Raw genomic sequence first — 25,140 nt, 5'->3', positions numbered from 1 at the left:
AAATTAGGTAAATGAAAATGAAATCACCATCCAACAACTATAGCTTTCTAGTGGCCGATGACCATAGTGTGGTTCGGCAAGGCGTTTCTTTGATGATAAAAGAATTATTTTCAAATGCTTTGATTCATAAAGCAGGAAATTTTAAAGACACACTTAATCTTTTAAAAGAAGAATATATTGATTTATTGATATTAGATGTGAACTTTCCTGACGGAAACAGCATCAATATTATAGCAGAAATAAAAGCAATCCAGCCGGAAGTTAAAATATTAATTTTCTCAGCTTATGATGAGAATATCTACGCAATGCGGTATTTGAATGCAGGAGCTTCAGGGTATCTGAATAAAGAAACTTCTGAGGAAGAAATGAAAAATGCGATCAGTTCAATGATCTCTTCCGGAAAATATATTACGCAGAATGTAAAAGACAGGATTCTGGATTCGTATATTTCAAAAAAGCCGACAAACCCATTGGATGTATTGTCCAACAGAGAAATCGAAGTGGCACAGCTTTTAATTAAAGGTTACGGCAATCTGGAAATAATTGAACATTTAAACATCAAAAAAACAACGGTAAGCACTTATAAAAACAGGATTTTTGAAAAACTGGAAATCGATAATCTGGCCGATTTGATCAAGTTTTTTCAGTTGTATTCTGATTAACAAATTTATACGGCAAAAAAGAATAACAGATCAGAAACAATGTATTACCTACATATTTAAAAACAGGAACTTTTGGGTTCCTGTTTTTTTTATAAAAAGCTTTTATTTTTAGGTGTATTTTCTGTAGAAATAATTCTACAACAGGACGTTCGATGTTCTATAAAGTATTGATTTTATTGAATGTATTTTTGTTGTGTCAGGAAGACGCGGTTGCTGGAAGTTTATAAAAAGGATGGATTTGTAGTAGAATGGGTTATTTTTTTTCAGCATCTAGCTTCCTGTATTAAAAGAAATTTTTTTGTTGTTACGGACGGCTCTTTTGTTTGTGTTTTTGGGTTTATACAAGTCAGGTCATTTTTTTTTTGGGATATGGCCGTCTGATCAACAAATATTACTTTTTAAGTCTACAACAAATTTAGAGTTAGAGAAAACTACAGTTAACAGAAAGAGAATGTAAAAAAAGCAAGACTATGGAATTCGACTTTTACAATACAAAGAAAAAAGCAAATGTAAGTATTTTTAAATCTAAAGCATTTGATGAGATTCAGGATGCTCTTTTCGTGTTTACGATTTCGGCAGATAACGATTATGAGATGCCATTTATAAATGATGCAACTTATGAGATGTTTGAAGTTTTATCAAGTAAGATGTTTACCAATACAGTGCTTTCCATTTACAACCGAATTCATACGGAAGATAAAAAACTAGTGAAGGACTCTTTATTTGATGCTATCAAAAAAAGAAGAAAATGGAGTGTTGTGTTCAGAGCAGAATTGCCTTTGAACGGATTGAGCTGGTTTAAGGTCACCTCAAAAAGACAAGTTAATAAAGATGGAAGTGTAGAATTTTATGGTCGGATAACAGATATTACCGAGCTAAAAGAACAGGAGTTAAAACTTAAAAGGACAGAAGAGCGTTTTAAGTTTATGCTGGAGAGTTCAAATGCAGGTATTTGGGATTGGGATTTAGTGGCTAACAGAGTTTACTATTCGCCACAATCTTTGAAGGTATTAGAATTGAAAGCTTCAGATATTTCAAATACTCGTGACGGCTGGAATAAAATAGTACATCCGGATGATTTTGAAGGATACTTAAGCGTACTGCAGAATCATTTGGATAACATAACTTCTTCTTACGAAAATTTTCAGCGTGTGCTGACTTCAAAAAAAGAATATAAATGGGTTCTTAGTAAGGGAATGGTGGTAGAACGTGATACTGCCGGTAAAGCTCTAAAAGTAATAGGAACGCACAGTGATGTTTCTTTTCAAAAAGAAAAAGAGTTAGAGCTAGAGAGAGAAATGGAAGTGTATAAAGAGGAAAATAATAGATTATTGAATTTTTCTCATATCGTATCACATAACCTAAACTCGCACGCAGGTAATTTTAAAGTTCTTCTGGACTTGATCGATTCAGAGGAAGGTTTTGATGAAAAAATCGAAACCATAAAATACCTGCGTGCGGTTTCCGGAGATCTTAGTAAAACCATTGAAGATTTGTCCCAAATAGTAAATATTCAAAACAATTCCGAAATTAATATCGAATCTCTCAATGTAAACAACTACCTCAATAGAGTACTCAATATTGTTAATGCCTATAGTGACAGAAGCAATATGACGGTAATCAATAACGTTTCCCCCGAAGCAGTTGTTCGTTTTAATCCGGCATATCTTGAAAGTGTATTGCAAAACCTGAGTACGAATGCTATAAAGTATGCAGATCCTAAGAGACCACTGGTCGTTGAATTTAATTTTTTTACCGAAAACGGAAAAAAAATTCTGACGGTAAAAGACAATGGTTTAGGGATTGATCTGGAGAAACACGGAGATTTAATTTTCGGAATGTATAAAACATTTCATAAACACGAGAATGCAAACGGTTTGGGCTTGTACATTACAAAGAACCAGATTGAGTCTATGAAGGGAAAGATTACAGTTGAAAGTCAGGTGGGAAAAGGAACCACATTTAAAATCCTTTTTAAGGACTAAAGATGCTGCTCTTAGCATTATGAATAGAAGTATCAGCGTACATAAATAATTAATTTAAGAATGGAAAAGTTTATAGTAAACAAAAGAGCTAATGGAGAATTTCAATTTGATTTTGTGAATAAAAATGGCGAAATTATTTTGAGCAGTGGAGCATATACCCGAAAATTTATGTGCATGAAAGGAATCGAATCAGTAAAAGCTAATTCACAGGACAACACAAAATTCTTCCGAAAAACAAATTCAAAAGATGAAAGATACTTTAATCTTAAAGCTTTTAACGGAAAGATTATCGGAACAAGTAAAATGTTTAAAGATAGAGATTCCCGTGATGAGGAGATCCTTGAGTTTAGAAAAAATGCACCGGATGCTAAAATAGAAGATCATTCTAATGCTGTATTGGAAAGCGTTGCATAGTCAAAGAATTAAATCAAAACTGTGAATGCAGTTCGGTTATATTTTAATAAAACAATAAACTTTGCCGTTTCCGGATTGTAATAACGGAGCCGTTTTTTAGATAATTTAATTGGTATTTACACACCTAAGACCGCTGTTTGCGGTCTTTTTTGTTTGTAGTAAATTTACCAGCTCTGAAAGAGCTTTGGCAATTAGAATAGTGCGTAGCACTATGAATAAGGGTGGTAATTGTTTAAGCCCTGTAAGGGCGAAAGCCAAACCCCCACAAAAAAAGTGGTCCTATGTGCTGGAATGTTTTCTATTTATAATAAAGCTTCAGAAAATTGAAGCATTGATATCGTTGATAGACGGAAGAATTTTGATCAATACATAACTTTTATATTGATCAATTATTTGTAAAAAAGAACACTAATATTTTACAAATAGTAAAAAAATGACTTTTCAAAAAAATTAATCTTAATCAGGACTTAACTTCAGCCTGATGAAGTACTTTTTATGATACTTCCTTTTAATTACTGCACTTAAAGACCTAAATACAATAATAGTGTACCGATAATCAAACCATTATAGAGCATTTTTTTTACAAATACTTAACAAATCAGGCTGCTGAATTTTCTTTTCTTTAACAATTAGATAATTTTCAATTATTTACTATTTATAAAATTCATTGTTTATTTGCTTGTATAAATTTAATATTTGTAAACAAATTAACCATGAAAACAATTTACAAGGCAATTTTAATTTTTTCGGTTGCACTTTTTACTCAAAACATGACCGCCCAAAAGGCAACCATTAGCGGAACAATTACCGACGCGCAATCCCCACTTCCGGGAGCGACCATTGTATTGTCTAATAATCAAAAAGCTACGACCGATTTTAGTGGTTATTTTACAATTCAGGATGTGGGATCGGGCAGTTTTGAATTGGAGATCTCCTATATCGGATATGAAGTAAAGAATATAAAAATTGATATTAAAGAGAATCAACAGTTAAAGTTAGGAATCATTCAACTGCAAACCAATTCCAAAGAACTGAATGAAGTTGTGGTGAGCGGAATGACTCAAAGAAATAGTGAAGCCAGAGCGCTGAACATGCAAAAAAAATCGATGAGTATTGTAAACGTAATTGCAGCCGACGGAATTGGAAAACTGCCGGATCGTAATGCTGCCGAAACCGTACAGCGTATGCCAGGAGTTTCTATAGAACGTGATCAGGGTGAAGGACGTTTTGTGTCGGTGAGAGGATTACCTCCTTTTTGGTCGTCGACTACTATCAATGGAAATCGAATTCCAACCGCCGAAGAAGAAACAACTTCGAGAGCGACAGCATTTGATTTTTTTCCTTCAGATCTTATTGCGTATGTTGAAGCTACCAAAGCACTTACACCGGATATGGACGGTGATGCGATTGGGGGAAGCGTAAATTTTACTACACAAACCGCTCCAACCAAACGAACTATTAAAGCCAGTGTTTTTAGCGGTTACAACCAAAAATCGGATAAAGGAATTTATAGCGGATCGCTTACCATTGGCGAGAAAAGTAAAAACGGAAAGTTTGGATATATTATCAATGGTACATACTGGGACAGAAACTGGGCAACCGATAATTATGAGGCGAGAAGACAAGGAGATCAGGGAGTTTACAGATTAGAACTGAGAGACTATACCGGAATTAGAAAAACCACGGGTTTAAATGGTGCAATGGAATTCAATCCATCATCGAGAGATAAAATTTTCCTAAAGGCTACTTATGGCGGACTTACGGATGAAGAAACACATTACAAACATCGTATTAGATTTGATAAATTCAATGGGGCAACAAATGCGCTGACTGTTGAGCAACAAGACATCCATAACCAGTTAATGACACAGTTTATAGGTATTGATTTGGGAGGGAAACATCAATTAGCAAATGGAAATTTAGATTGGAGCGTGGCATCTTACCGAAACAGATTCAAGTACGGAAACATTCCAAATGCAGAAGACAACAGTTACTTTTTAATTCAGTTCAATCAAACCGGAGTAGGTGTTAAGCCGGAGTATTTAAATACAGTGCCGCTTGCCAATGGTGGGGCAGGAGGTCCAAGAGCTTACTGGGCTGCAGATGGAGGAAAGCTCGACCCGAACAATCCAAAATCTATATTTGATTTTTATTCAGATCCAAATTTTAAAACAGATCCGACAAAAATGAAGTTTTCTACTTTAGAACTTTACAAAATAAATATAGTAGAAAGAGACAACATTATTGCGGCTGTAAATTACGAGCACAATTTTAATGAAAATCTTAAAATGAAGTTCGGTGCAAAATTAACGGACAAGGATCGTATTGCTACTTTCAGAGACGAATACTACAGCTGGACGGGTTCGCCTACGCCTTATTTGTCTAACTATGCTCCTGATTTAATCAACCAGCCTGGTGGTACAGATTATATGAGAAAAGAAACCGGTACTTTGATCGGAAACAGCTTTGGTCCGGTTTTATCTCCGGACGGAATGACAAAATTATTCAATACCTCGAAAGCAAATTTGGTTTTAAACCCAGCAGATTCTCAGATTCCTGAATTAGGAAAAGGATTGGGAAGAAACTTTAATGTAGGCGAAACGACCTCTTCTGTTTATGCTATGTCAACCTATAATGTATCTGATAAATGGACCATTTTAGGAGGATTGAGAGTAACCAATACTATAACACAGGTAACCGGTAAAACTGTTGAGAATAATGTGGTTGTCGATGCCGAAAATACGAAAACCTATACATCGGTACTTCCAATGTTACATGTAAAATATACTCCGATTGAGAATTTAAACCTTCGTTTTGCTACTACCAGAACATTTGCAAGACCCAATTTTGGAGACATTTCACCAGCCGGTTCACTGAACACGATTGATGGGGAGTATGCAGGAGGAAACCCAAATTTAAATCCAACCTATTCCTGGAACTTTGATTTGCTAGGAGAATACTTCCTGGATGAGGTGGGAATCATCAATGCAGGTGTATTTTACAAGTCGATTACGGATCCAATTTTTGATGACACTTACCAGGGAACGATCAACGGAATTCCAGACATAGAAATCAGTTCGCCTGCTAATGGTGGAAATGCATGGATAGGCGGAGTTGAATTTGGAATTACCAAGAGATTTAGCTTCTTGCCAGGCTTCCTTAAGTATTTTGGAACTCAGATCAATGCAACACTTATGAATTCTGAAATGACTTTGGGGCAGAACGTTAATAATCCTAACGGAAGAAAAGTGTCTACTCCTTACCAGGCCAAAGAACTTTACAACCTGCAATTGTTCTATGAAAGTGGTAAATTGAATGTGAGAGCAGCCTTTAATCATAAAGGAGCTTATGCCACAAGTTTTGATGCCAATGCTAAAAATACAGACATGAATGATATTTATTACGGTAAATACAACTCACTTGATTTTTCTGCTTCGTATAAAATTGGAGATCATTTTACCATTTTCAGTGATGTAAATAATGTATTGAATGAACCTTTAATGTATCATTTTGGAGAAACACCAAATCGTCCAAAACAGGTAGAATATTATGGGATGAAGTTTAATCTTGGTTTAAAATATAATTTATAGACAACTATAAGTTAACCCGTTGGATGTTGGTAGATTTTATTTTTACAGTTTATTTTTTTTCAATCTACTGCAAACAACGGGTTTTTAAAAACAACAATAAACGCTTCCTATTTACAAGACAATTATCACGCTAAATTTCAAGAACTAATGTCTAAAAAAGCATCTAATTTCAGGTTCATACTCAAAACATCTATAGCGGCATTTGGTACCTATTTTTGTATGTATGCTTTCAGAAAACCTTTCACGGTAGCTACATTCGATCAGCTTTCTTTTTGGGGAATAGATTATAAAATTCTCTTGATTTTGGCACAGGTTTTAGGATATACATTTTCTAAGTTTTTAGGAATCAAGATTATATCTGAACTGAAATCAGCCAGGAGAATTTTATACCTAATCAGTTTTATTGTTATTTCCGAACTGGCTTTACTGGGCTTTGCTTTGGTACCGGCACCCTACAACATCTTGTTTTTATTCATTAACGGATTACCTCTCGGAATGATTTGGGGAATTGTTTTCTCTTATATCGAAGGCCGGAAAACAACGGAATTATTAGGGGTCATTTTATGTTCGAGTTTTATCGTTTCCTCCGGAGCTGCAAAATCTGTGGGAATCTTTGTTTTGAAGGTTTTGGGATGCAATGAGTTTTGGATGCCTTTTGTTTCGGGGTTAATTTTTATTGTTCCGTTAATAGCATTTTCATTGTTTTTGGAAAAAATCCCAAATCCGGATAGCGAGGATTTAGCCTTGCGATCTAAGCGTAAACCATTGGGTAAAAAAGAACGCGGTTCGTTGTTCCGACAATTTGCTTTTCCGCTCACAACACTTATTGTCTTTTATGCTATGCTAACGGCCATGCGTGAGTTCAGAGATAATTTTGCGCGAGAATTATGGGATTGCTTAGGATACAAAGAAAGTATTTCAATTTATATGTACTCAGAAATTCCCATTGCCATATCAGTTTTGGTTATTTTAGGGGTTTTAGGAAGCATGAAAAACAATTATAAAGCTTTCCGCAATTATCATCTGGTATTGTTTGTAGGATCAGTACTTATAGGAATCACAACTTTCCTGTTTCAAAAACATCTGATGTCGGCACTTCCGTGGATGATCATTTCAGGATTTGGAATGTATGTTTGTTATATTCCGTTTAACGGTTTATTTTTTGACCGAATGATAGCCACTTATAAAATAGATGGGAATACCGGGTTTTTAATTTACATCGCCGATGCCTTTGGTTATTTAGGGAGTGTTTTGGTATTGTTTTTCAAAAATTTCGGAGACAAGAATATTTCTTTATTAAGCTTTTTTACCACCTGTATTTACCTACTTTCTTTTGTAGGGATCATAACGACTATAATGTCTTTTAATTATTTTAAAAGGAAGTTCAGAAAGACTGCTAAAATTCATGCAGCTGTGAGTTATGAGTTATGAGCTGTGAGCTGTGAAATGTGAGAAGCGGATGAAACCTGAAACCTGAAACCTGAAATAACAAACCATAAACCAATAAATAATTAAACAGTAAAAACAAATAAAAACACAAACACAAACATGAAAGAGAAGTATGATTTAGTAATTGTTGGATCCGGAGTTTTAGGAACATTTCACGCCTATCACGCCCTGAGAAACGGAATGTCGGTTGCCATTCTGGAAAAAAACAGCAAACCTGAAGGAGCGACCGTTAGAAATTTTGGACAGGTTGTACCGTCCGGGATGGATCGAAAGTGGCAAAATTTCGGAAAAGAAAGTTTAAATATCTATAAAGACATTCAATCACAGTTTGATATTAATCTGCGTCAAAATGGAACTATTTATGTAGCGTCAAACGAAGAAGAAATGCAGTTGATAGAAGAGTTACATCAAATTAATATTTCGAATGATTATGAATCTAATTTGCTGACAAAAGAACAATGTCTGACCAAATACAATGGATTACGTGCTGATTATTGTACTGGAGGATTATTTTTTCCTCAGGAAGTTACCGTTGAACCTTCTACAATGATTCATAAATTGCACCAGTTCATGACAACCAGTCTGGGCCTTGATTTATTTATGAATACTACCGTAGTACGAACGGAAGACAGAAATGATGGGGCAGTAGCCATAACCGCCACCGGCCTAGAATACAAAGCTTCAAAAATCATTATTTGCAACGGAAGTGATTTCAAAATACTCTATCCTGAGATTTACAACAACAGCGATCTGATTGTTTCTAAACTTCAGATGCTGCAAACCAAACCTCAGAAAAACTATAAACTCGACGGTTCTATCCTAACCGGATTGACCATCAGAAGATATGAATCCTTTGAAGAATGTAAATCGTATCAGGCAATCAAAGCAAAAGAAAATCCGGATAGTTTTGAGAAAAAATATGGTATTCACATCCTGTTCAAACAAGCCCTTGACGGCTCGGTAATTTTAGGAGACTCGCACGAATATGCTCCCGCAAAAGAAATTGACTCTTTAGGATTTGATCTCAATATGGATATCGACCATTTTATGATTGAAGAAGCCAAAAAGATAATAGATCTTCCAACCTACGAAATCCAAAACAGATGGTTTGGAATGTATTCGCAATGCAAAACTAAAGATATCTTTGAACATACTGTCGATAAGAATATCCACATTATAACGGGAATTGGAGGCAAGGGAATGACGGGCAGCGCAGGATTTGCTAAACACAATATTGCTAAAATTTTTAATGCACCCGTTGAGTGTAATTAAAAAAAAATCATTTAACACATAGAAACATAGATTTTAGATACATAAAGAAAACAAAAAAGAAATATATTTCTTTCACATAGGAGGCTATGTTTGTTTAATGAAGTGAAACACCTTTTTTGTGGGTGCAGAACCTATGTTTCTATGTGTTAAGTGATTTATACCCAACGAGGAATAATATATAAATAAACAAATTCTCAAACATGCAAATTGTATGTCTGCAAAAAATAAATACACACAAAATGAAAATCAATGAAATTGAAATGGTTGTTTTTGATATGGCCGGAACAACAATAAATGAGCAAAACATAGTTTACAAATCGCTGCATAAATCCATCAATAACTTTGGTATTGATGTTTCTCTTGAATTGGTATTGTCTTTAGGGGCAGGAAAAGAAAAACATCAGGCTATCAAGGATATTTTAAAACATATGAACATTACAGATCTGAACAAATCAGATCTAATATTTGACTATTTTAAAGAAGCATTGGACAAAGAATACCTTTCGGCTCAGGTTTTGCCTATAGAAGGTGTCGAAAAGGTTTTGGAAAGTCTTAAAAACGACGGTATAAAAGTGGTCTTAAACACAGGATACAGTAGTCATGTAGCAAATACTTTATTAGAAAAACTAAACTGGAAGGAAGGAAATCAATACGATGCTTTAATCACAGCCGATGATGTAGCCTTGGGACGTCCGTTTCCGGATATGATACACAAAGCCATGCAATTGTTTGCCATTGCAGACGCTTCAAAAGTGCTAAAAGCAGGTGATTCGGCAATCGACATAGAAGAAGGAAAAAATGCCAAATGTGGTTTGACCGTAGGGGTTTTATCTGGCGCACAAACCAGACAACAACTCGAAGAAGCCCAACCAGATTATATATTAGATTCCTTGGCATCACTTTATAGTGTTATTGGTTGAAAAGAGAAAAGATTATAGAGTCAAGATTAAAGATTATAGAACAAAGATTAAATATCTGCTAAATCTGCGAGAAGTAATAAACACATCGCTCTGCGGTTTATTTTGAGCAAATACACTACACATTAAACAATTCGCTAATTAGTTAAAACAATATCCCTGCAGGAAAAGTTTCAAACAAGTAAATAAATAGTAACCATAAAACAATTCAACCCAATGAAAAAGATTTTTAGATTAAGTTACATTACAATTCTTGCAAGTGTGCTTTTAGTCACTTCCTGTACCAATGATTCAGCGTTTAAGGATAACGAACAAGCCGTTGATGCTAAAACAAGTTCTAAAACAGGCAAGTCCGCTTTGAGCGGCGGAACCAGAAAATTACTGATTATTGGAATTGACGGCTGCCGCGGGGATGCTTTAATGGGAGCCAATACACCTAATGTTCATGCTTTATTACCCAATGCTGTCTATAGTCTGGATGCTTTGACCGAAGCACCTACATGGAGTGGAAACGGCTGGTCGACGATGCTTACCGGAGTTACCCATTTGAAACATGGCGTAACGGATAATTCATTCTCGAGTCCGAATTTTACAGCTTATCCGAATTTTTTAAAACGACTTGAGACTTATAATGCGGCTTTAAAAACCATGTCAATCGTGCATTGGGCACCGATCAATACCTATATTGTGGACGGAATTGATGTAGAGAAAACACTCACTACTGACGCGGCTGTTAAAAATGAGGTGGTTGCCGCACTTACAAACGACAACCCGGACGCTTTGTTTCTGCATTTTGATGATGTCGATCATGCCGGACACAGCTACGGATTTTCGCTTAATGTGGCGCAGTACAAAGCGTCAATTGAAACAACTGACGGTTATATAGGAGAAATTTTAGCAGCTTTAAAAAACAGACCCAACTATGTCAATGAAGACTGGCTGGTTGTAGTTGCACCGGATCATGGTGGAATCGTTACAGGTTCTAGCGGATCTCATGGCGGGACTTCATACGAAGAGCGAAATATTTTTACCATTTTCAACAATAAAAATTTCACTTCAACTAAGATCGAAAAGCCAGTAGATCCGACCACAACGATTACCGGTAAATTCGTTAATTTTAATTCAAATAGTGTTTATGCTTCAACAGCCAATGCGCTTTACAATTTCGGAACTTCAAGTTTTACGGTTGAATGCCGAGTAAAAACATCAGGTTACAGCAGTGATCCATCATTGGTTTCGAATAAAAACTGGGTGAGTGGTAAAAACCGTGGATTTGTAATTTGTGCAAATACCGGAGGAAAATGGAAAGTAAATATTGGTGATACCCAGAATCGTATTGATATTTCGGGAGGTACAATCAATGACGGAAAATGGCATCATTTGACATTGGTAGTAGATCGTACCGAAAAATTGGTAAAAACGTATCAGGATGGTGCTTTTGTAGGCCAGGCAGCCATTGGCGCCAGTTTTGGAAGTCTGACTTCAGGCTTGCCTTTCGCTATCGGACAGGACGGAACCCTGACGTATGGCGCAAATGTAAACGGAAATATTGCTGAGGTTCGCGTATGGAACAAAGCCTTAACTGAAGCTTCCATTTTCAATTATACCTGTTCATCTGTTACGGCTTCTCATCCGGATTATTCAAATCTTATCGGATATTGGAAAGGAGATAACGGATCAGGAAACAGTTTCACCGATTCAAGCAGCCAGCAAGTAGGGCTTACTTTTCCAAACACACCTAGTTGGACTACCAGTACTGCTACTTTAAAATGCGGCACTGCGACGGGAGTAGTTCCAAAAATGGTTGATATCGCATATTCTTCTCTGCAATGGTTTGGTGTACCTATCAATAGTGGATGGTCATTAGACGGCCGTTCTTGGCTTCCGGCAGGGAACTAAAAAATTTGTGTTTTTTGTTTTTTAAGGGGTTATCTTCATTTTGAAGGTAGCCTTTTTGATTTGATTCTGGCTTGGAGTTTAACCGCAAAGAACGCTAAGATGTTACGCAAGGTTCGCAAAGTTTTTTTAATGTAAAGAGATGATTTTAACCGCAAAGAGCGCAAAGATGTTATGCAAGATTCGCGAAATTTTATTTACAAAGCTTTGCGAACTTTGTTTTTTAAAAGGTTTGACCTGTAAAAATAACTTAGCGTTCTTTGCGGTTAAAAACGGTTAAATCTAACTATTACTCTCAGAATAAAAGTAAAGTACCAGCATCACACAGTTTTCTGTCGTTCTGTTTTGAGGTACGTGCGGATGTCTTCCGTTAAAACATAAGGAATCACCTTCATTGACAACTACTTCTGCATCGTCAATAATATAAGTTACACTTCCTTTGATGATGTATTTGAACTCCCAGGCATCTGTGATTACTTTTTCGCGTTTGCAGTTAGGCTCCACGTCAAGGATTACGGCTTCAAAACCAATAGAATTGATGCTTTTGCTGAAAATATGATAGTAGTTAAATCCGGTAGTTTCGGCCCGGTCTTCTTTTTCTATTTTTTGATAATCGTCTTTTTTAATATGAATGTATTTGGCATTTTTGGTATTTTCAACTCCTTCAAAAAAATAACTCACATCGGTATTTAAGGATTGTATCAATTCAATTAAAACGGGTAGGGAAGGTATGGTTCTGCCATTTTCAATTCTTGAAATCAAACCGTTGCTAACCCCGGCTCTGTTGGCTACTTCATGTATGGTTAATGAATTTTTCTTCCTGATCTCTTTTAATCTTTTTCCAATACCAATTAAAAAATCTTCCATAATAAAAACTTCAGTTTAAATGGTAAATATAACACAATTAGCGGGTGAGTTGCAAAAGAAGGGAAGTCTTAGTGTGAACTTTTGTATTTTTATAGTTAGGATCATGGCACACGGATGATACGGATTCACCAGACGAAGACACGGATCTGCACGGATTTTTTTGTTTTATCTGGGATAGGATTATTTTATCATGATAGCGTATTTTATTCTTCTAAAAATCCGTTTTAATCTGCGTTTTCGTGAAACGAACCCGCTTCATCCGTGTACTTTTTTTTAGTGCCACTTTAAAACAAAAAAGAAGTTTTATAAAATAGGAAAGAAATCAATTCACTGTGAGATTTCTTACTCTTGCTTTTTTAATGAGATTTAGAGAATCTTTGATCAGCGATTTTATTTCTAAGGATGGAGCTTTTCGTCCTTCGTATCTGCTTTGTAGCGGGCCTTCTATATCCATTTTAGCCGCCTGTAAATCGGTTTCGAAAGCTTTGAGTACCTGGTTTTCGATATTCGAATGTTTTTTGTAGTAATAGATCGCATTGTGCAGATCTTCAATATGCCCTGTAAAATCTAAGATTGCTCTTTTAGACACCGCACGATTGTAATAAATAGAAAACTCCAAAGGATCGGTTTCAATGGCTTTGTCAAAATCTTCAATGGCATTATAATGATAATCGAGTTTTTGAAGACAATTTCCTCTCAAAGCATAAACTCCCTGTTCAAATCCTAAATTGACCGCATTGTTTAAATGCAACAGTGCATCCTGAAACTGGTTCGACAAAAAGAATTGCCTTCCTTTTTCCAGATGAGCCGACCCTTCATTAGAATGGGATTTTGAAAGTCTTTCCGTAAACTTTTTTATTGTTAAAGTGTTGAACCATTTCATGCTTTTTTGATTTTAGCCGACAGATTAAACAAAGAATAAAAAGATTTAGTAGAATGGGGGGACTAAAATTAATTAATTTTTTGAAATATAGCAACTTACGATAGTTCTTATTTTGTAAAATACTTCAAAAGTATCTCAAAAGGCTACAAAAATGGTTGTTCTTTAGAGAAATGTAATAGCATACAAAACCTACTTTTTCTTTCTGCCCAGCCAAATCAACAAACCTGTAATAGGTAATGTTGCAGCAAAAAGACAGACTAGAAAAGCAATTATTTTGGTCGTCAAACCGTAGATACTCCCAGTGTGAATTGGATACATCAAACGCCTCAGTTTGTCTCCTTTTGAATAAGAAATAAAAGGTCTGTTTTCGATATTTTGGGCAGTATACTTGTCAAAATAAGCAGAACTGGATTGGTGTGGAATGATTCTTTCCACATCTTCTTTAAGGACCGTAATACTATTGATGGTATCCACAGGCATTCTAATTTGAATATTTCCATCATAAGGAAAAATACTGTCCGTAGTATTGTAAATGCTTTGGTAAAAAGCTGTGCTATTGAGTTTAGGATCTATTTTGGTTGGATTTTCTACTTTTAGAGAAGTTTTCTTCGTCGTTCCTTCGGTCACCAGGTAAAGACCACTTTGAAACCAGTCAAAGGCAAATGTCAGACCTGTTAGCGAAATAATAAGTAAAACTAAAAAACTGTAAAAGCCAAAAGTCGAATGAAAATCCCAATTAATCCTTTTAAAAGAACCGCTCCATTTTACAGAAAGACGCTGTTTTAAATGTTTCATTTTTTTGGGCCACCACAAAACGATACCCGAGATAAGCATAAAAACAAAGATAAGACAGGAAGATCCCATGATAAGCTGCCCCGCATCTCCCAGTAACAATTGCCTGTGCAGTGAAAGTACCACCACAAAAAACCTGCTTTCCTGAGGAGTTGTTGCTAGTACTTTTCCGGAATACGGATCAACAGAAAAAAAATGTGCTTTTTTATCTGAATCTTTTCCCAGAATTTGTATCGTACGCGAAGGATCATTAAAAGTAGAAATTCGACTAATCTTTTTGATGCCATATTCTTTCTGAAGAACATCCGTACAGTAATCAATTGTCTTTTTGGTTTTCCCTATAGAAGAAACGTGGTAATATTGCGGATTTACCACTTGGTCAATCTCTTTTTCAAAAACTAAAATACTCCCTGTTAATGCAGCAATAAAAACGATTAAACCTGAGCCAAGTCCCAGCCATAAATGTAATTGTCCGATAGTTTTCTTTATTCCTTTCTTCATTAATAGTCTTATTTTGGTTTATGGCATTGGAGTTCACACCTTAATGGTGTCAGTTTTTCGCTGGAGATAAATTCTTTCCAACCAAAAATCCGTCGCAAATTTATACTTATTTAGACTAAATCTTTCTGGTTTTAAGGGAAAAATAAAGGAGAATATCTTAAAAATACATTAGAATTACACTTCGCAGACAAGAGGGCAATCCTTTTTACAGTGAAAACTTACAGCTTGCTTTTTTGTGAGATGTAAAATGTGAAACGTTTTATTTTCGGCAAGAAAATAAATGTTCTAGGTATTAAATTGATTGTTAGAGATAGAAAGATTAAAAAATCTGCTTAATCTGCAAGATCTGCGAAAAAAAAAAATGCAACATGCAGACATGGAATATAATATGTACGAAACGAATGCCTGAGAACAAATCTCTTTTCATAGAGGCTCCACGCTTTATTTAAGATGAAACTCCTTTTGATGGATACAGCATCCATGTTTCTATATGTTAAAAATATTTGCGACTAATGAATTGTTATAAAATAGATTTATTTTCTGACAATAACTAGAAGATTAATAAAAATTCAATAGAATAAATCCAAATAGTACTTGTTAAACAATTATTAATCTTTACTTTTGCACTGTTTTTATTAATTCTAAATAAGAATAAAATCACTAACCAAAACTTAAAAATCAATGAAATATCTTAGTTTAAGAACGTCAAAGTTTTTATTTATTATTAGCCTTTTATTTTCTGTCTTCTCTTCTTTTGCACAACAAAACAGTGGAAAAATTAAAGGAGAAATCACTACTTCTGACGGTAAATCGGCTTACGGAGCAACAATCATACTTAAAAATTCAAAATACAAAACCACTTCTAATACCGATGGTAGTTTTAAATTCAATAAAATAGTTGAAAACATTTATACGCTGCAGGCTTCATTAGCCGGTTATGAAACGATCGAGCAGAAAGTTACTGTTGCAAACAATGAAACTGCTACGGTAAATTTGCAATTGAAGTTTACCGGTAAAGAAACCGAAGTTTCGGAGAAAAGCGGTGACCAATTGGATGAAATTATCGTTTCGGCCAGCAGAAAGGTAGAAACTTTATCTAAAACACCTTCTTCTGTAACCGTAATCAACGCAAAGGATATTGACAATTTATCTATCGTGAGTTCAAATATTGCCAATGCTGTGGCATTTGCAGTTCCGGGTTTAGGATCGGCAACAAACAATACAGGAAATTACGGTCAGACACTTCGTGGAAGAAATCCTTTGGTTCTTATCGACGGAATTCCGCAATCGACACCGCTAAAATCAGCAGGGCGTGAACTTCGTTCAATAGACCCTTCAGTAATTGAGCGTATCGAGGTAATCAAAGGTGCTACGGCTATTTATGGGAATGGTGCCGATGGAGGTTTGATTAATTATATTACTAAATCTGGGAAAACTCAAAAGAAATTTGCCGGATACAGTGAGGCCGGAACGACAGGTAACATTAAAGGAGACAGTACAGCTGGATACCGATTTAATCAGCAGTTTTACGGAAAAATCAATAAGTTCAATTATATGGTAGGCGGAACTTATGAAAAAACAGGTGTTTTTCGTGATGGAGCAGGACAGGTTATTTCTCCTGAATATGGTTTAGGTGAAACTAAAGCTTACAACGTTTTTACAAAAGTAGGTTACGATTTAACCACTAAACAAAGAATTGATTTAATGTACAATTACTTCAGTTCCAATCAGGATTCTGATTTTATCTTAAAAAATGGCGTATACGGAGTAAGTCCGGCAATTGGAGTATTGGGCAACAGACCGGGTGTAGACGAAGGAAATCGTTACAATCACAACGCTAATCTTCAATATGTAAACAAAGAGATTTTTGGAAATACTTCGCTTACGGCCAACCTTTATTTTCAGGATTTCTTAACGATATTTTCTAACTCTACTTTTTTCTACGGAAGCGGACAATCGCAAACAGCATCTACCAAAAAAGGTTTGAGAGTATATTTGAATTCTCCTTTCACAATTTCTTCTAATTTTACAGGTGATGTAACCTATGGTTTCGACTTATTGAATGACAAAACGAACCAAAAATTGGTTGACGGACGTGTTTGGGTTCCTAACATCAATATGGTCAATCTGGCTCCTTATGCACAAATATCGACACAATTGTTTAGCGACTGGAATGTAAAAGCAGGTTTACGTGCCGAAAATATTAAAATCAATATCGACGATTACAATACTCTTGCTACCGGTGCAAACGGAGCAGGAAGTATTGCTGTAAAAGGCGGTGATCTTACTTACGATGCTTTTGTTTTTAACACAGGGATCAGATATTCAAGATTTAAATTCTTTAATCCTTTTGTGAGTTTTTCTCAGGCTTTTTCTGTATTTGATTTAGGAAGAGTTTTAACAAACGCAAAACAGGATGCGATATCTAAATTAGAGACCGAACCTATTATCGTTAATAATTACGAGGGTGGTTTTAGCAGTCAGTTAGGGAAATTCAATTTGAGTGCTTCCTATTATTTGAGTACTTCAAAACTGGGAACCAATCTGATTCAGGTTGATGGTTTTCTGGTAGCAGAACGTTTACCGGAAAGAGTTTGGGGATATGAAGTTCAGGCCGATTATCAAATTTTGAAACAATTGACAGTAGGAGGAAACTATGCTAATGTACAGGGAAGAGGAGACAAAGATTCTGACGGTCATTTTTATGGTCCGACAGATATTTACCTGAAATCAAACAGAATCCCTCCGATTAAAATTACAGGGTATGCAAAATATGGTGGTGAAAGATTAAACGTTGAATTGTACTGGATGTATGTAGGCGATCGCGATGTTTTTAAACCTAATGCCAAAGGAGCTTATGCTATTGGTGAAGGACCAATTCATTCTTTCAACTTATGGAATCTGGCTACAGCATACAAAGTAACAGACAGTATTAGAGTAAAACTTGGAATCGAAAATATATTCAATACAGATTATTACCCAACAACTTCTCAGTTCTTTGGTACAAATGCCAATTATACCAGAGGAAACGGTACAAGATTTAACTTGGCACTTGGATACAGTTTCTAAAAAAATAGCTTTTCAGCAATAGTATTATTTTGTTTTTTTTTATGAAAAGGCTTCTGACGCATTTTGTCAGGAGCTTTTTTGTTTTGAAGGATAAAAGAAAAAGTCACAGTTTTCGGTCACAGTGCTCAGTTTTAATGTTTACTGATTACCGTGACTGAAAACTGAGACTGAAAACTGAGACTGAAAACCTATAAAGCCGCCTCTAATTCAAGTGCTTCTTTAAGCAATGGATAGTTTACCTTTCCGTTTGGTGTAAGCGGAACATCTTCTATATGCATTACTTTTAAAGAATTGGCATGAAGATTCAGTTTGGCTTTTAAGATTTTTAGAATCAATTCTTTGTTCATGTTCTTGTCGGTGTACATAACGGCCAGGTGTTTATCGTTTATTCCTAAACAGATAAAAGTTTGTCCGCCCAGTGCATCCTTTAACAGTAATTCTGTTTCGTCAAGATTCAAACGTACACCAAACAATTTTACAATTCGCTTGATGCGGCCCACAATGTAGTAGTAACCTTCGTCGTCTTTACGGGCTTTGTCTCCTGTGTGAAGTCTTTCCTGCTGTTCAAAAAACTGTAAATCGGCTCTGACATTGGCATAACCGCCATAAACATTAGGACCAATATAAATCAGCTCATCCGTTTCATTATCGATCTCAAAACGTCCGTTTTTGACTGGTAAACCAATAGAGGTTCCTTTTCTCAACAGGTCTTTTGGAGGCAGATAAGCCATACGGCCGGAAGCTTCTGTTTGACCGTATTGTGCAAAGAACTGCTTGCCAAATTTCTCGCTAAAGTCAGAAATCGCTTCAATCAGTTTGTGATTCAGCATTCCGCCCGTATGTGTCAGGTAACGCAATGAAGGATGATCTTTTTTGAAAAATCCAATACTGTATAACATTTCATAAAAGTACGGAACACCACCCAGGGTAGAGTATCCGTATTTTTTGAAATCGGCCCAAAATTCTTTTTGAAAAGCATCCTTATCCGTACATACAATTTGATTGGCTTTGATGCAATTGGTGGTAAAAATCGATAAGCCGTAAACAAAATTAATAGGCACATTTAAAGGCACTACATCATCCGTTCGAATAGGCATATATTCCATAATCGACTTTGCATTGTGTACCAGATTTTCATCGGAAAGTCTCACGAATTTCGGCGATCCGGTAGTTCCGGAAGTACTGAGCAAAAGTTTGATTTTGGCGTGTATCGGGTAAATTAAATTTACATTTCGTTTGAACAATACTATAGTGTCCGATGCATTTACCGTTGTATAACCTTCTATCTCTGTACGCGTAGGGTCGAAGATATAATAAGGCGTGTATTTTTGTTCTAAATTTTCTTTAAAATGCTCGTGTAAACCCATTCCCAACAAAGCGATAGTAAACCTGCTCTGATAAAAGTTGAGCAGGGTTTCAATAGCCGGTAACTGATTGTCATTGTAAATAAAAACAACCGAACGAATGTTTTCGATTTCCAGTGACTGATCCATTTCTGCAATAGATTTGGAAAGGCCAATGCTGGAATCGGTAAAAGTCAGTTTTTCGTTTTTCCTGATTAAATCGTATAGTTCCATAAGTTTAGTGGTCTATTCTAATTAATTTCAAATCCGTATTTTTTAAGGATGTCTTTTATTTTTGCTACACTTCCCATTTCAAGGATATCTTCCATTTCGATAGAGATTTTATAGGTGCTTTCAAGTTCTTCTACCAATACCAGATGACTCATTGAATCCCATTCGGCAATAGCCTGATATTCCAGTTCGTCGTTTACTGCCTCAACAGGAATTTCAAAAGCTCTTGCAAATACTCCGTGTAATTGTTCTATTGTACTCATTGTTCTATTATTTAATATTAAATTGATTTTTTTATTTGTTGTCTAATGTTTTGTTATTCATATGCAATAGATATGACGCTCCTTTGGAGCTTTTGCAAAAAATGCGTTATAAATGCTATAAATATGATGCTCCTTTGGAGCTGTTCATAAATGTTAATCCTATTGGAACGAAATTCGACAGATATGACGCTCCTTTGGAGTTTTCATAAACGCTAAGCCCCATCGGGGCAAAATATTTATAGAAATTGGTAAAATCGTTTCAATAAACCCCAACGGGGTGACATATTTTGAACCGGTTTAGTTTTAAACCTTAGTATGTTTCCATTTTCCTTTTCGGAAGACGACGATACAAGCCACGGCCAATATAATTTCCGAAACAAGGATGGCCGTAAATACACCATTTGATCCCAGGTCAAAAGAAATTCCCAGAGCATAGGCAAGTGGAATCTGTATGACATAGAACATCAGGATGTAAAGCCAGGTCACTACTTTTACTTCACCGGCCGCATTAAGGGCTCTTGAAATTACCATCGTATAACCTAATAATATGTAGGCTATCGAAATAAGATGAATGTACATGGTACTAAAAGAGATCACCTCAGGAATATCAGTAAAGATTTTTATGACCGGAACAGCTAGGAATATCCAGGAAATTCCAATTAAAACCAGAAATCCCATGTTTAACATTCCCGCTCTCCAAACCGATTTTTCGGCACGATCAGGTTGTTTCGCTCCCAGATTTTGTCCGGTTAAGATTCCTGCTGCGTTTCCAAGACCCCAGGCCGGCATGGTAGCAATCGAAGTGACTCTTTGTGCCAGAATGTAACCTGCAAGAGCACTCTCACCAAAATGCGACATGATCTTAATCATGAACACCCAGCTTGATGCCGGAATGATAAATTGTACGGTACCGCCAAAAGCCAGTTTTAGTACTCTTTTGAAAATAGCAAGATTGAAGACCATTTGTGCCAGACCAATTTTTAACATGGTTTTAGCCCTTATCAGATACCAGCCCTGATACAGCACTCCAATTACTCTCGCAATTAAAGTGGCCAGTCCAACTCCCAATAAACCGTATGCCGGAATAGGACCCCAACCATAAATAAATATGGGACACAGTACAATGTTCAACGCATTGGAAAGCCACAGTATTCTCATAGCAGTCGAGGCGTCTCCAACACCTCGGAAAATCCCATTTACGACGATTCGAAGAATCAAAAATCCGCTGGAAGCAAACATGACAATGCCGTAAGTTCTTCCTTCCTCAACCATAGCATCAGAAAGTCCCATGGCACTCATAATATCGGTGGTCCAGATGGTGCAGACAATACTAATTAGGGCAGCAATAGGCACTGTAGCATAAATCACCTGCATGGTGGTCTGGCCTGCTGCTTTGAATTTTTTCTCGCCAATTCTTCTGGAAATCATCGCGGAAGCCGCTATCCCCAAACCAATGGAAACCGAATAACAAAAAGTGATGAAAGTTGTGGTCGCTCCCGCAATTGAAATAGCATTCGTACCCAATCGGCTAACAAAGAACAGATTGGAACATACAAATAGTGATTCCATCAAAAGCTCAACCACCATTGGAACTGACAGTAAAAGAATGGTTTTGTTAATGCTGCCCGAAGTGAAGTTTTTCTCACTTCCGGCAAGAGAACGCCTTAATAAACCAAAGAAGGAGCGTGTTTTTAAAAGAGCTTCTTTCATTAGTTTTCTTTTGCTGTTACTATTTCTTCATGGATTAACTGATGTAACGGATTCGGTACAAAACCACTTTTTTTCATGTGTGGAAATCCGGCCGTTTCTTCATAACCATTATACAAACGTCGGCTATTGAAAATAAGACGTTTGAATTCAGGTATAAACATATTGTACTTGTCGAATATTTCCTGAAGCTCAGGATGTTCTGCCTGATATTCGATGATAATATCGTAAACACAATTCCAGAATTCTTTTTCTGTATAGTTAGCGTTTGTAATCATAACGTGACTCAGGTATCTGAAGAAGGCATCAAAAATGGCGATAAGTATCGTTAACGGTGCATTTTCCGGATTAGGAGAGGCATTAAACAAGTTATCAATAAATTCCTGTGGTAATTTTTTCTTTGCTTCTTCATTAATTAAAATATCTCCCACAAAGTCTTGCAAGGCAATACGTGTTGGCACATAATCTTTTAGAATCAGAATCACATTTTGTCCATGTGGATCGATAGATAACGAATGCTGGTAATAAATTTGAAGCACTGGCTTAAGATACGCAGTCATATAAGCTTTGAGCCATTGTTCTGTAGAAAGACCTGATTTTTCTATAAGCTCTTGTACAAGACTTTTTCCGGTGTTGTCTACATATAATAATGCCGCCATCGTCATTAAATTCTCTCCTTCTCTAAGCGAATTTACAGGGCTTTCACGCCACATGGCACCCAAATATTCATTGTACTGGTACGGAGGATTGGCAATTTTGCTATAACTAGGATGGGTGTAGGTAACCGAGACCACTTCACCCAAAAGCACAACGCCCATTTTTTGCAAATGCTCGTCTTTTTTAAGAACGTCTTTCAGATATTCTGTCAAACGAGGCGCTATTAATAATTGTTTAGGCGACAAACCTCTAACGTGGCTGGTATTTAAAATAGACATCGATGTTTTTACATAATGTTTATTTGGCGCGCTTTCGTTAAAAAAAGTACGGATGCTTTGCTGAGGGCTGTAAATGTCTTCGGTTAATTCTAAAGGAATAAGATGTTTGGAAGCAATATCATTAGCAAATTGCATAACCAGTTTGTTTTGCCATTGCCATAAATGCACAGGAATAAAAACATAGTCGTCTGCATTTACATTTAGTCCTGTTAACTTGTTTCTAAAAACATCCAGTTTTTCTTTTCCGATTTCACTTTCGTAGAAAGTCTGATGCTCCATATCCGTTTGTAAACGCAAAGCGGCTCTGTTTTTATGAGCAGCAATCCAAATCAAACGGGTTCTTTGGTCCGACTCCGGCGTGAAATTATTGTAATCTCCAGAGTTAAAACCAATTCGCCCTTTGTTGACAATTACCCATGGGTGGCCGTCCAGACTGTGTTCGATGGTCTGAAAATCAGCATCGACTAAGGTTGAAACAGGCACACGGCGGTTAGAATGGATGTAGGCATCGGCATATAAGGTGTGTAGCAACTCTTCGATATAATGGGCAAGAGTGAAATCGTTGATGCCAAAAGTTTCCTTAAGTTCGATAAAGAAATTAGGTACGTCAATATGATCTAATTTTACTTCGTGCTCGACTTTGCAGATACTGTCTCTTACGATGTGCCAATAATTTAAAAATCTTGGATAGGCCGAAAAGATGTAGTAAATACTCTCTGTATCGGTTTCTAAAATAAAATGGGTAAGACCGTCTTCGTCTTTACCCGTTATTTGGGGATTTGCGACATCTTCACGCATCAATTCCGAAATACTTTTGGCCAGTAAATTGCGATTTACCTGGTTCCAGATCTCGGCGTTGAGGTGTTGGGCGTCTTTAAAGGTATTTTCTGGGGTTGTCATCTTAGTTGATTTTTAGTAAGATCTGCCGATTGGGTGTAATTGTTTAACACTAAAAAACTATGTTTCTTAATGTTCAATATTTTTTAAATTACACCAATGGGCTAAGATCTAATTGTTTAATTGCTCGTCTATTAATTCCATAACATTCGTTGTTGAAAACTCCGGAGTTGATTTTTGAACTCCAAATTGTTGAAATGCAATTCGTTTTTCGACCTTATACACTTCACGATTGGCAATTTGATTAATGATATATGAATTTCTATAAGCACCCATTCCTAAATCCGGAGTCGAAAGACCGTGTGTATGCAATTCTGCATTCTGAACAAAAATATCCGCCCCGTTTTTATCTATGGTATAATTACGATGCACCTTAAACAAGCCATTTTCCAAACGGCCTATTTTGTTTTCAATTCCCGAAAGAAAAGCTGGTTCTTTGTATCTATAACCTGTCGCGAGAATCACATAATCGGTTTGATCCTCGAAAGGCTGCTCGAGTTCCGTTTGAACGAAATCAAGCGTATATGAACCATCAGCCGCTTCATTTACCGAAGTAAGACGCATGTTGGAGCGCAACTCCACATTCAATGGTTTATCTTCTAAACTCATTTCATACAGACTGTCGAAAATTTCATTAATCAATTCTGTATCGATTCCCTTGTAAAGTCCGTGTTGACTGTCTAATAACTGTTTTCTTTTTTGCGTCGAAAGACTGTGAAAATGATCAACATATTCGGGAGAAGTCAGTTCCAGAGTTAGTTTTGATTTATTGTCGAGCGGGAAAAAGTGGGACGAACGGGTAAGCCATTTCAGTTGTAATCCGTCTTCGGTATCCGGTAAAAGATCGCGGAATACCTCGGCAGCACTCTGTCCGGAACCAATAATCGTTACTGCTGCATTTTTTTGAATTTGTGGCTTGAAATACAAATACTGCGAGGCGTGAATCACATTTGGAAGTGCTTCAGCATCGATAAATTCCGGGATGTGTGGTGATGTTCCTGTGCCCAGAACTATCTTATGAGCATAATAAACAGCTGTAACGCAAGTTTGGGTATTGATAACCGTAACTTTATAAACGTCATCAACAGGATCAATCGAAAGAACCTTGTGCGAAAATTTGCAATTGGTAAGTTGGGCAGCGGCCCATTTGCAATATTCATTGTACTCTCTTCTGTAGATAAAGAAGTTTTCACGGATGTAAAATTTATAAGCACGTCCGCTTTGTTTAATGTAATTTAAGAAGCTGTATTTATTAGTCGGATCGGCCATGGTAACCAAATCAGCTAAAAACGGAACTTGTAATGTAGCATTATTCAGCATTAAGCCCGGATGCCAGTCAAAGCTTTCGGATTGATCAAAAAATAGTGCTGATAAATCTTCTATGGGTTCGATAAGTGCGGCAAGTCCAAGATTGAAAGGACCGATCCCGATTCCGATTACCGAATATATTTTTTCTGTATTCATTGT

General features: G+C 36.3%; 17 protein-coding genes. 9 read left to right on the top strand and 8 right to left on the bottom strand.

Going from position 1 to position 25,140, the window contains the following annotated elements; translation table 11 throughout:
- Window positions 1–11: 11 nt before the first annotated feature.
- The 8 genes from AC3IS6_RS17955 (at window position 12) to AC3IS6_RS17920 (ending at window position 12,188) form a co-directional block, all read left to right on the top strand.
- Window positions 12–662: a response regulator transcription factor gene (locus AC3IS6_RS17955; RefSeq protein ID WP_173965208.1), complete on the top strand. Its 651-nt coding sequence runs from the start codon at window positions 12–14 to the stop codon at window positions 660–662.
- A gap of 470 nt (window positions 663–1,132) precedes the next feature.
- On the top strand, window positions 1,133–2,647 hold the full coding sequence (locus AC3IS6_RS17950) for a PAS domain-containing protein (protein ID WP_489161379.1): 1,515 nt from the start codon (window positions 1,133–1,135) through the stop codon (window positions 2,645–2,647).
- A gap of 60 nt (window positions 2,648–2,707) precedes the next feature.
- Window positions 2,708–3,061, top strand: coding sequence for a YegP family protein (locus AC3IS6_RS17945; RefSeq protein ID WP_489161377.1), 354 nt, complete (start codon window positions 2,708–2,710; stop codon window positions 3,059–3,061).
- A 713-nt stretch (window positions 3,062–3,774) separates the two neighbouring features.
- Complete coding sequence (locus tag AC3IS6_RS17940) at window positions 3,775–6,651, top strand: TonB-dependent receptor (RefSeq protein WP_489161376.1); 2,877 nt, start codon at window positions 3,775–3,777, stop codon at window positions 6,649–6,651.
- A gap of 147 nt (window positions 6,652–6,798) precedes the next feature.
- On the top strand, window positions 6,799–8,082 hold the full coding sequence (locus AC3IS6_RS17935) for a DUF5690 family protein (protein WP_489161375.1): 1,284 nt from the start codon (window positions 6,799–6,801) through the stop codon (window positions 8,080–8,082).
- A gap of 117 nt (window positions 8,083–8,199) precedes the next feature.
- The gene (locus tag AC3IS6_RS17930) at window positions 8,200–9,372 is read left to right on the top strand and encodes a TIGR03364 family FAD-dependent oxidoreductase (RefSeq protein ID WP_489161373.1); all 1,173 of its coding nucleotides are present in this window, start codon (window positions 8,200–8,202) and stop codon (window positions 9,370–9,372) included.
- Window positions 9,373–9,611: 239 nt separating this feature from the next.
- Complete coding sequence (locus tag AC3IS6_RS17925; protein WP_489161371.1) at window positions 9,612–10,292, top strand: phosphonatase-like hydrolase; 681 nt, start codon at window positions 9,612–9,614, stop codon at window positions 10,290–10,292.
- 213 nt (window positions 10,293–10,505) lie between these two features.
- On the top strand, window positions 10,506–12,188 hold the full coding sequence (locus AC3IS6_RS17920) for a DUF4983 domain-containing protein (RefSeq protein WP_489161369.1): 1,683 nt from the start codon (window positions 10,506–10,508) through the stop codon (window positions 12,186–12,188).
- 279 nt (window positions 12,189–12,467) lie between these two features.
- On the opposite strand, the gene AC3IS6_RS17915 is transcribed toward AC3IS6_RS17920, so the two are convergent.
- From AC3IS6_RS17915 to AC3IS6_RS17905, 3 genes are all read right to left on the bottom strand, one after another.
- Window positions 12,468–13,052, bottom strand: a complete 585-nt coding sequence (locus tag AC3IS6_RS17915; protein ID WP_489161367.1) for a helix-turn-helix domain-containing protein — start codon at window positions 13,050–13,052, stop codon at window positions 12,468–12,470.
- A gap of 322 nt (window positions 13,053–13,374) precedes the next feature.
- Entirely contained in the window at window positions 13,375–13,935 is a 561-nt protein-coding gene (locus tag AC3IS6_RS17910; RefSeq protein WP_489161365.1) for a tetratricopeptide repeat protein, read from the bottom strand.
- A gap of 189 nt (window positions 13,936–14,124) precedes the next feature.
- Complete coding sequence (locus AC3IS6_RS17905; protein WP_489161364.1) at window positions 14,125–15,228, bottom strand: PepSY-associated TM helix domain-containing protein; 1,104 nt, start codon at window positions 15,226–15,228, stop codon at window positions 14,125–14,127.
- A gap of 681 nt (window positions 15,229–15,909) precedes the next feature.
- Here AC3IS6_RS17905 and AC3IS6_RS17900 point away from each other — a divergent pair.
- Window positions 15,910–18,297 (top strand): TonB-dependent receptor, encoded by a 2,388-nt coding sequence (locus tag AC3IS6_RS17900; protein WP_489161362.1) that lies wholly within the window; start codon window positions 15,910–15,912, stop codon window positions 18,295–18,297.
- Window positions 18,298–18,485: 188 nt separating this feature from the next.
- Here the strand turns inward: AC3IS6_RS17900 and AC3IS6_RS17895 are convergent, their stop codons facing one another.
- From AC3IS6_RS17895 to AC3IS6_RS17875, 5 genes are all read right to left on the bottom strand, one after another.
- Complete coding sequence (locus tag AC3IS6_RS17895; protein ID WP_489161360.1) at window positions 18,486–19,874, bottom strand: AMP-binding protein; 1,389 nt, start codon at window positions 19,872–19,874, stop codon at window positions 18,486–18,488.
- A gap of 17 nt (window positions 19,875–19,891) precedes the next feature.
- Window positions 19,892–20,134, bottom strand: a complete 243-nt coding sequence (locus tag AC3IS6_RS17890; RefSeq protein ID WP_489161358.1) for an acyl carrier protein — start codon at window positions 20,132–20,134, stop codon at window positions 19,892–19,894.
- Between the two features lie 303 nt (window positions 20,135–20,437).
- Window positions 20,438–21,844: an MATE family efflux transporter gene (locus AC3IS6_RS17885; protein WP_489161356.1), complete on the bottom strand. Its 1,407-nt coding sequence runs from the start codon at window positions 21,842–21,844 to the stop codon at window positions 20,438–20,440.
- Complete coding sequence (locus tag AC3IS6_RS17880; protein ID WP_489161354.1) at window positions 21,844–23,676, bottom strand: IucA/IucC family protein; 1,833 nt, start codon at window positions 23,674–23,676, stop codon at window positions 21,844–21,846. Before AC3IS6_RS17880 ends, AC3IS6_RS17885 begins: the two co-directional genes overlap by 1 nt.
- 108 nt (window positions 23,677–23,784) lie before the next feature.
- Window positions 23,785–25,137, bottom strand: coding sequence for a lysine N(6)-hydroxylase/L-ornithine N(5)-oxygenase family protein (locus tag AC3IS6_RS17875; RefSeq protein WP_489161352.1), 1,353 nt, complete (start codon window positions 25,135–25,137; stop codon window positions 23,785–23,787).
- Window positions 25,138–25,140 lie beyond the last annotated feature (3 nt).

Source organism: Flavobacterium sp. KH_035 (genome assembly GCF_057839565.1).
This window is presented reverse-complemented; position numbering and strand designations above follow the sequence as displayed.

Coding starts and splice junctions, on each gene's coding strand:
- AC3IS6_RS17885 (WP_489161356.1), bottom strand. CDS start 21,844: ATGAAAGAAGCTCTTTTAAAAACACGCTCCTTCTTTGGTTTATTAAGG.
- AC3IS6_RS17945 (WP_489161377.1), top strand. CDS start 2,708: ATGGAAAAGTTTATAGTAAACAAAAGAGCTAATGGAGAATTTCAATTT.
- AC3IS6_RS17895 (WP_489161360.1), bottom strand. CDS start 19,874: ATGGAACTATACGATTTAATCAGGAAAAACGAAAAACTGACTTTTACC.
- AC3IS6_RS17900 (WP_489161362.1), top strand. CDS start 15,910: ATGAAATATCTTAGTTTAAGAACGTCAAAGTTTTTATTTATTATTAGC.
- AC3IS6_RS17875 (WP_489161352.1), bottom strand. CDS start 25,137: ATGAATACAGAAAAAATATATTCGGTAATCGGAATCGGGATCGGTCCT.
- AC3IS6_RS17940 (WP_489161376.1), top strand. CDS start 3,775: ATGAAAACAATTTACAAGGCAATTTTAATTTTTTCGGTTGCACTTTTT.
- AC3IS6_RS17890 (WP_489161358.1), bottom strand. CDS start 20,134: ATGAGTACAATAGAACAATTACACGGAGTATTTGCAAGAGCTTTTGAA.
- AC3IS6_RS17955 (WP_173965208.1), top strand. CDS start 12: ATGAAAATGAAATCACCATCCAACAACTATAGCTTTCTAGTGGCCGAT.
- AC3IS6_RS17905 (WP_489161364.1), bottom strand. CDS start 15,228: ATGAAGAAAGGAATAAAGAAAACTATCGGACAATTACATTTATGGCTG.
- AC3IS6_RS17925 (WP_489161371.1), top strand. CDS start 9,612: ATGAAAATCAATGAAATTGAAATGGTTGTTTTTGATATGGCCGGAACA.
- AC3IS6_RS17935 (WP_489161375.1), top strand. CDS start 6,799: ATGTCTAAAAAAGCATCTAATTTCAGGTTCATACTCAAAACATCTATA.
- AC3IS6_RS17950 (WP_489161379.1), top strand. CDS start 1,133: ATGGAATTCGACTTTTACAATACAAAGAAAAAAGCAAATGTAAGTATT.
- AC3IS6_RS17915 (WP_489161367.1), bottom strand. CDS start 13,052: ATGGAAGATTTTTTAATTGGTATTGGAAAAAGATTAAAAGAGATCAGG.
- AC3IS6_RS17880 (WP_489161354.1), bottom strand. CDS start 23,676: ATGACAACCCCAGAAAATACCTTTAAAGACGCCCAACACCTCAACGCC.
- AC3IS6_RS17910 (WP_489161365.1), bottom strand. CDS start 13,935: ATGAAATGGTTCAACACTTTAACAATAAAAAAGTTTACGGAAAGACTT.
- AC3IS6_RS17930 (WP_489161373.1), top strand. CDS start 8,200: ATGAAAGAGAAGTATGATTTAGTAATTGTTGGATCCGGAGTTTTAGGA.
- AC3IS6_RS17920 (WP_489161369.1), top strand. CDS start 10,506: ATGAAAAAGATTTTTAGATTAAGTTACATTACAATTCTTGCAAGTGTG.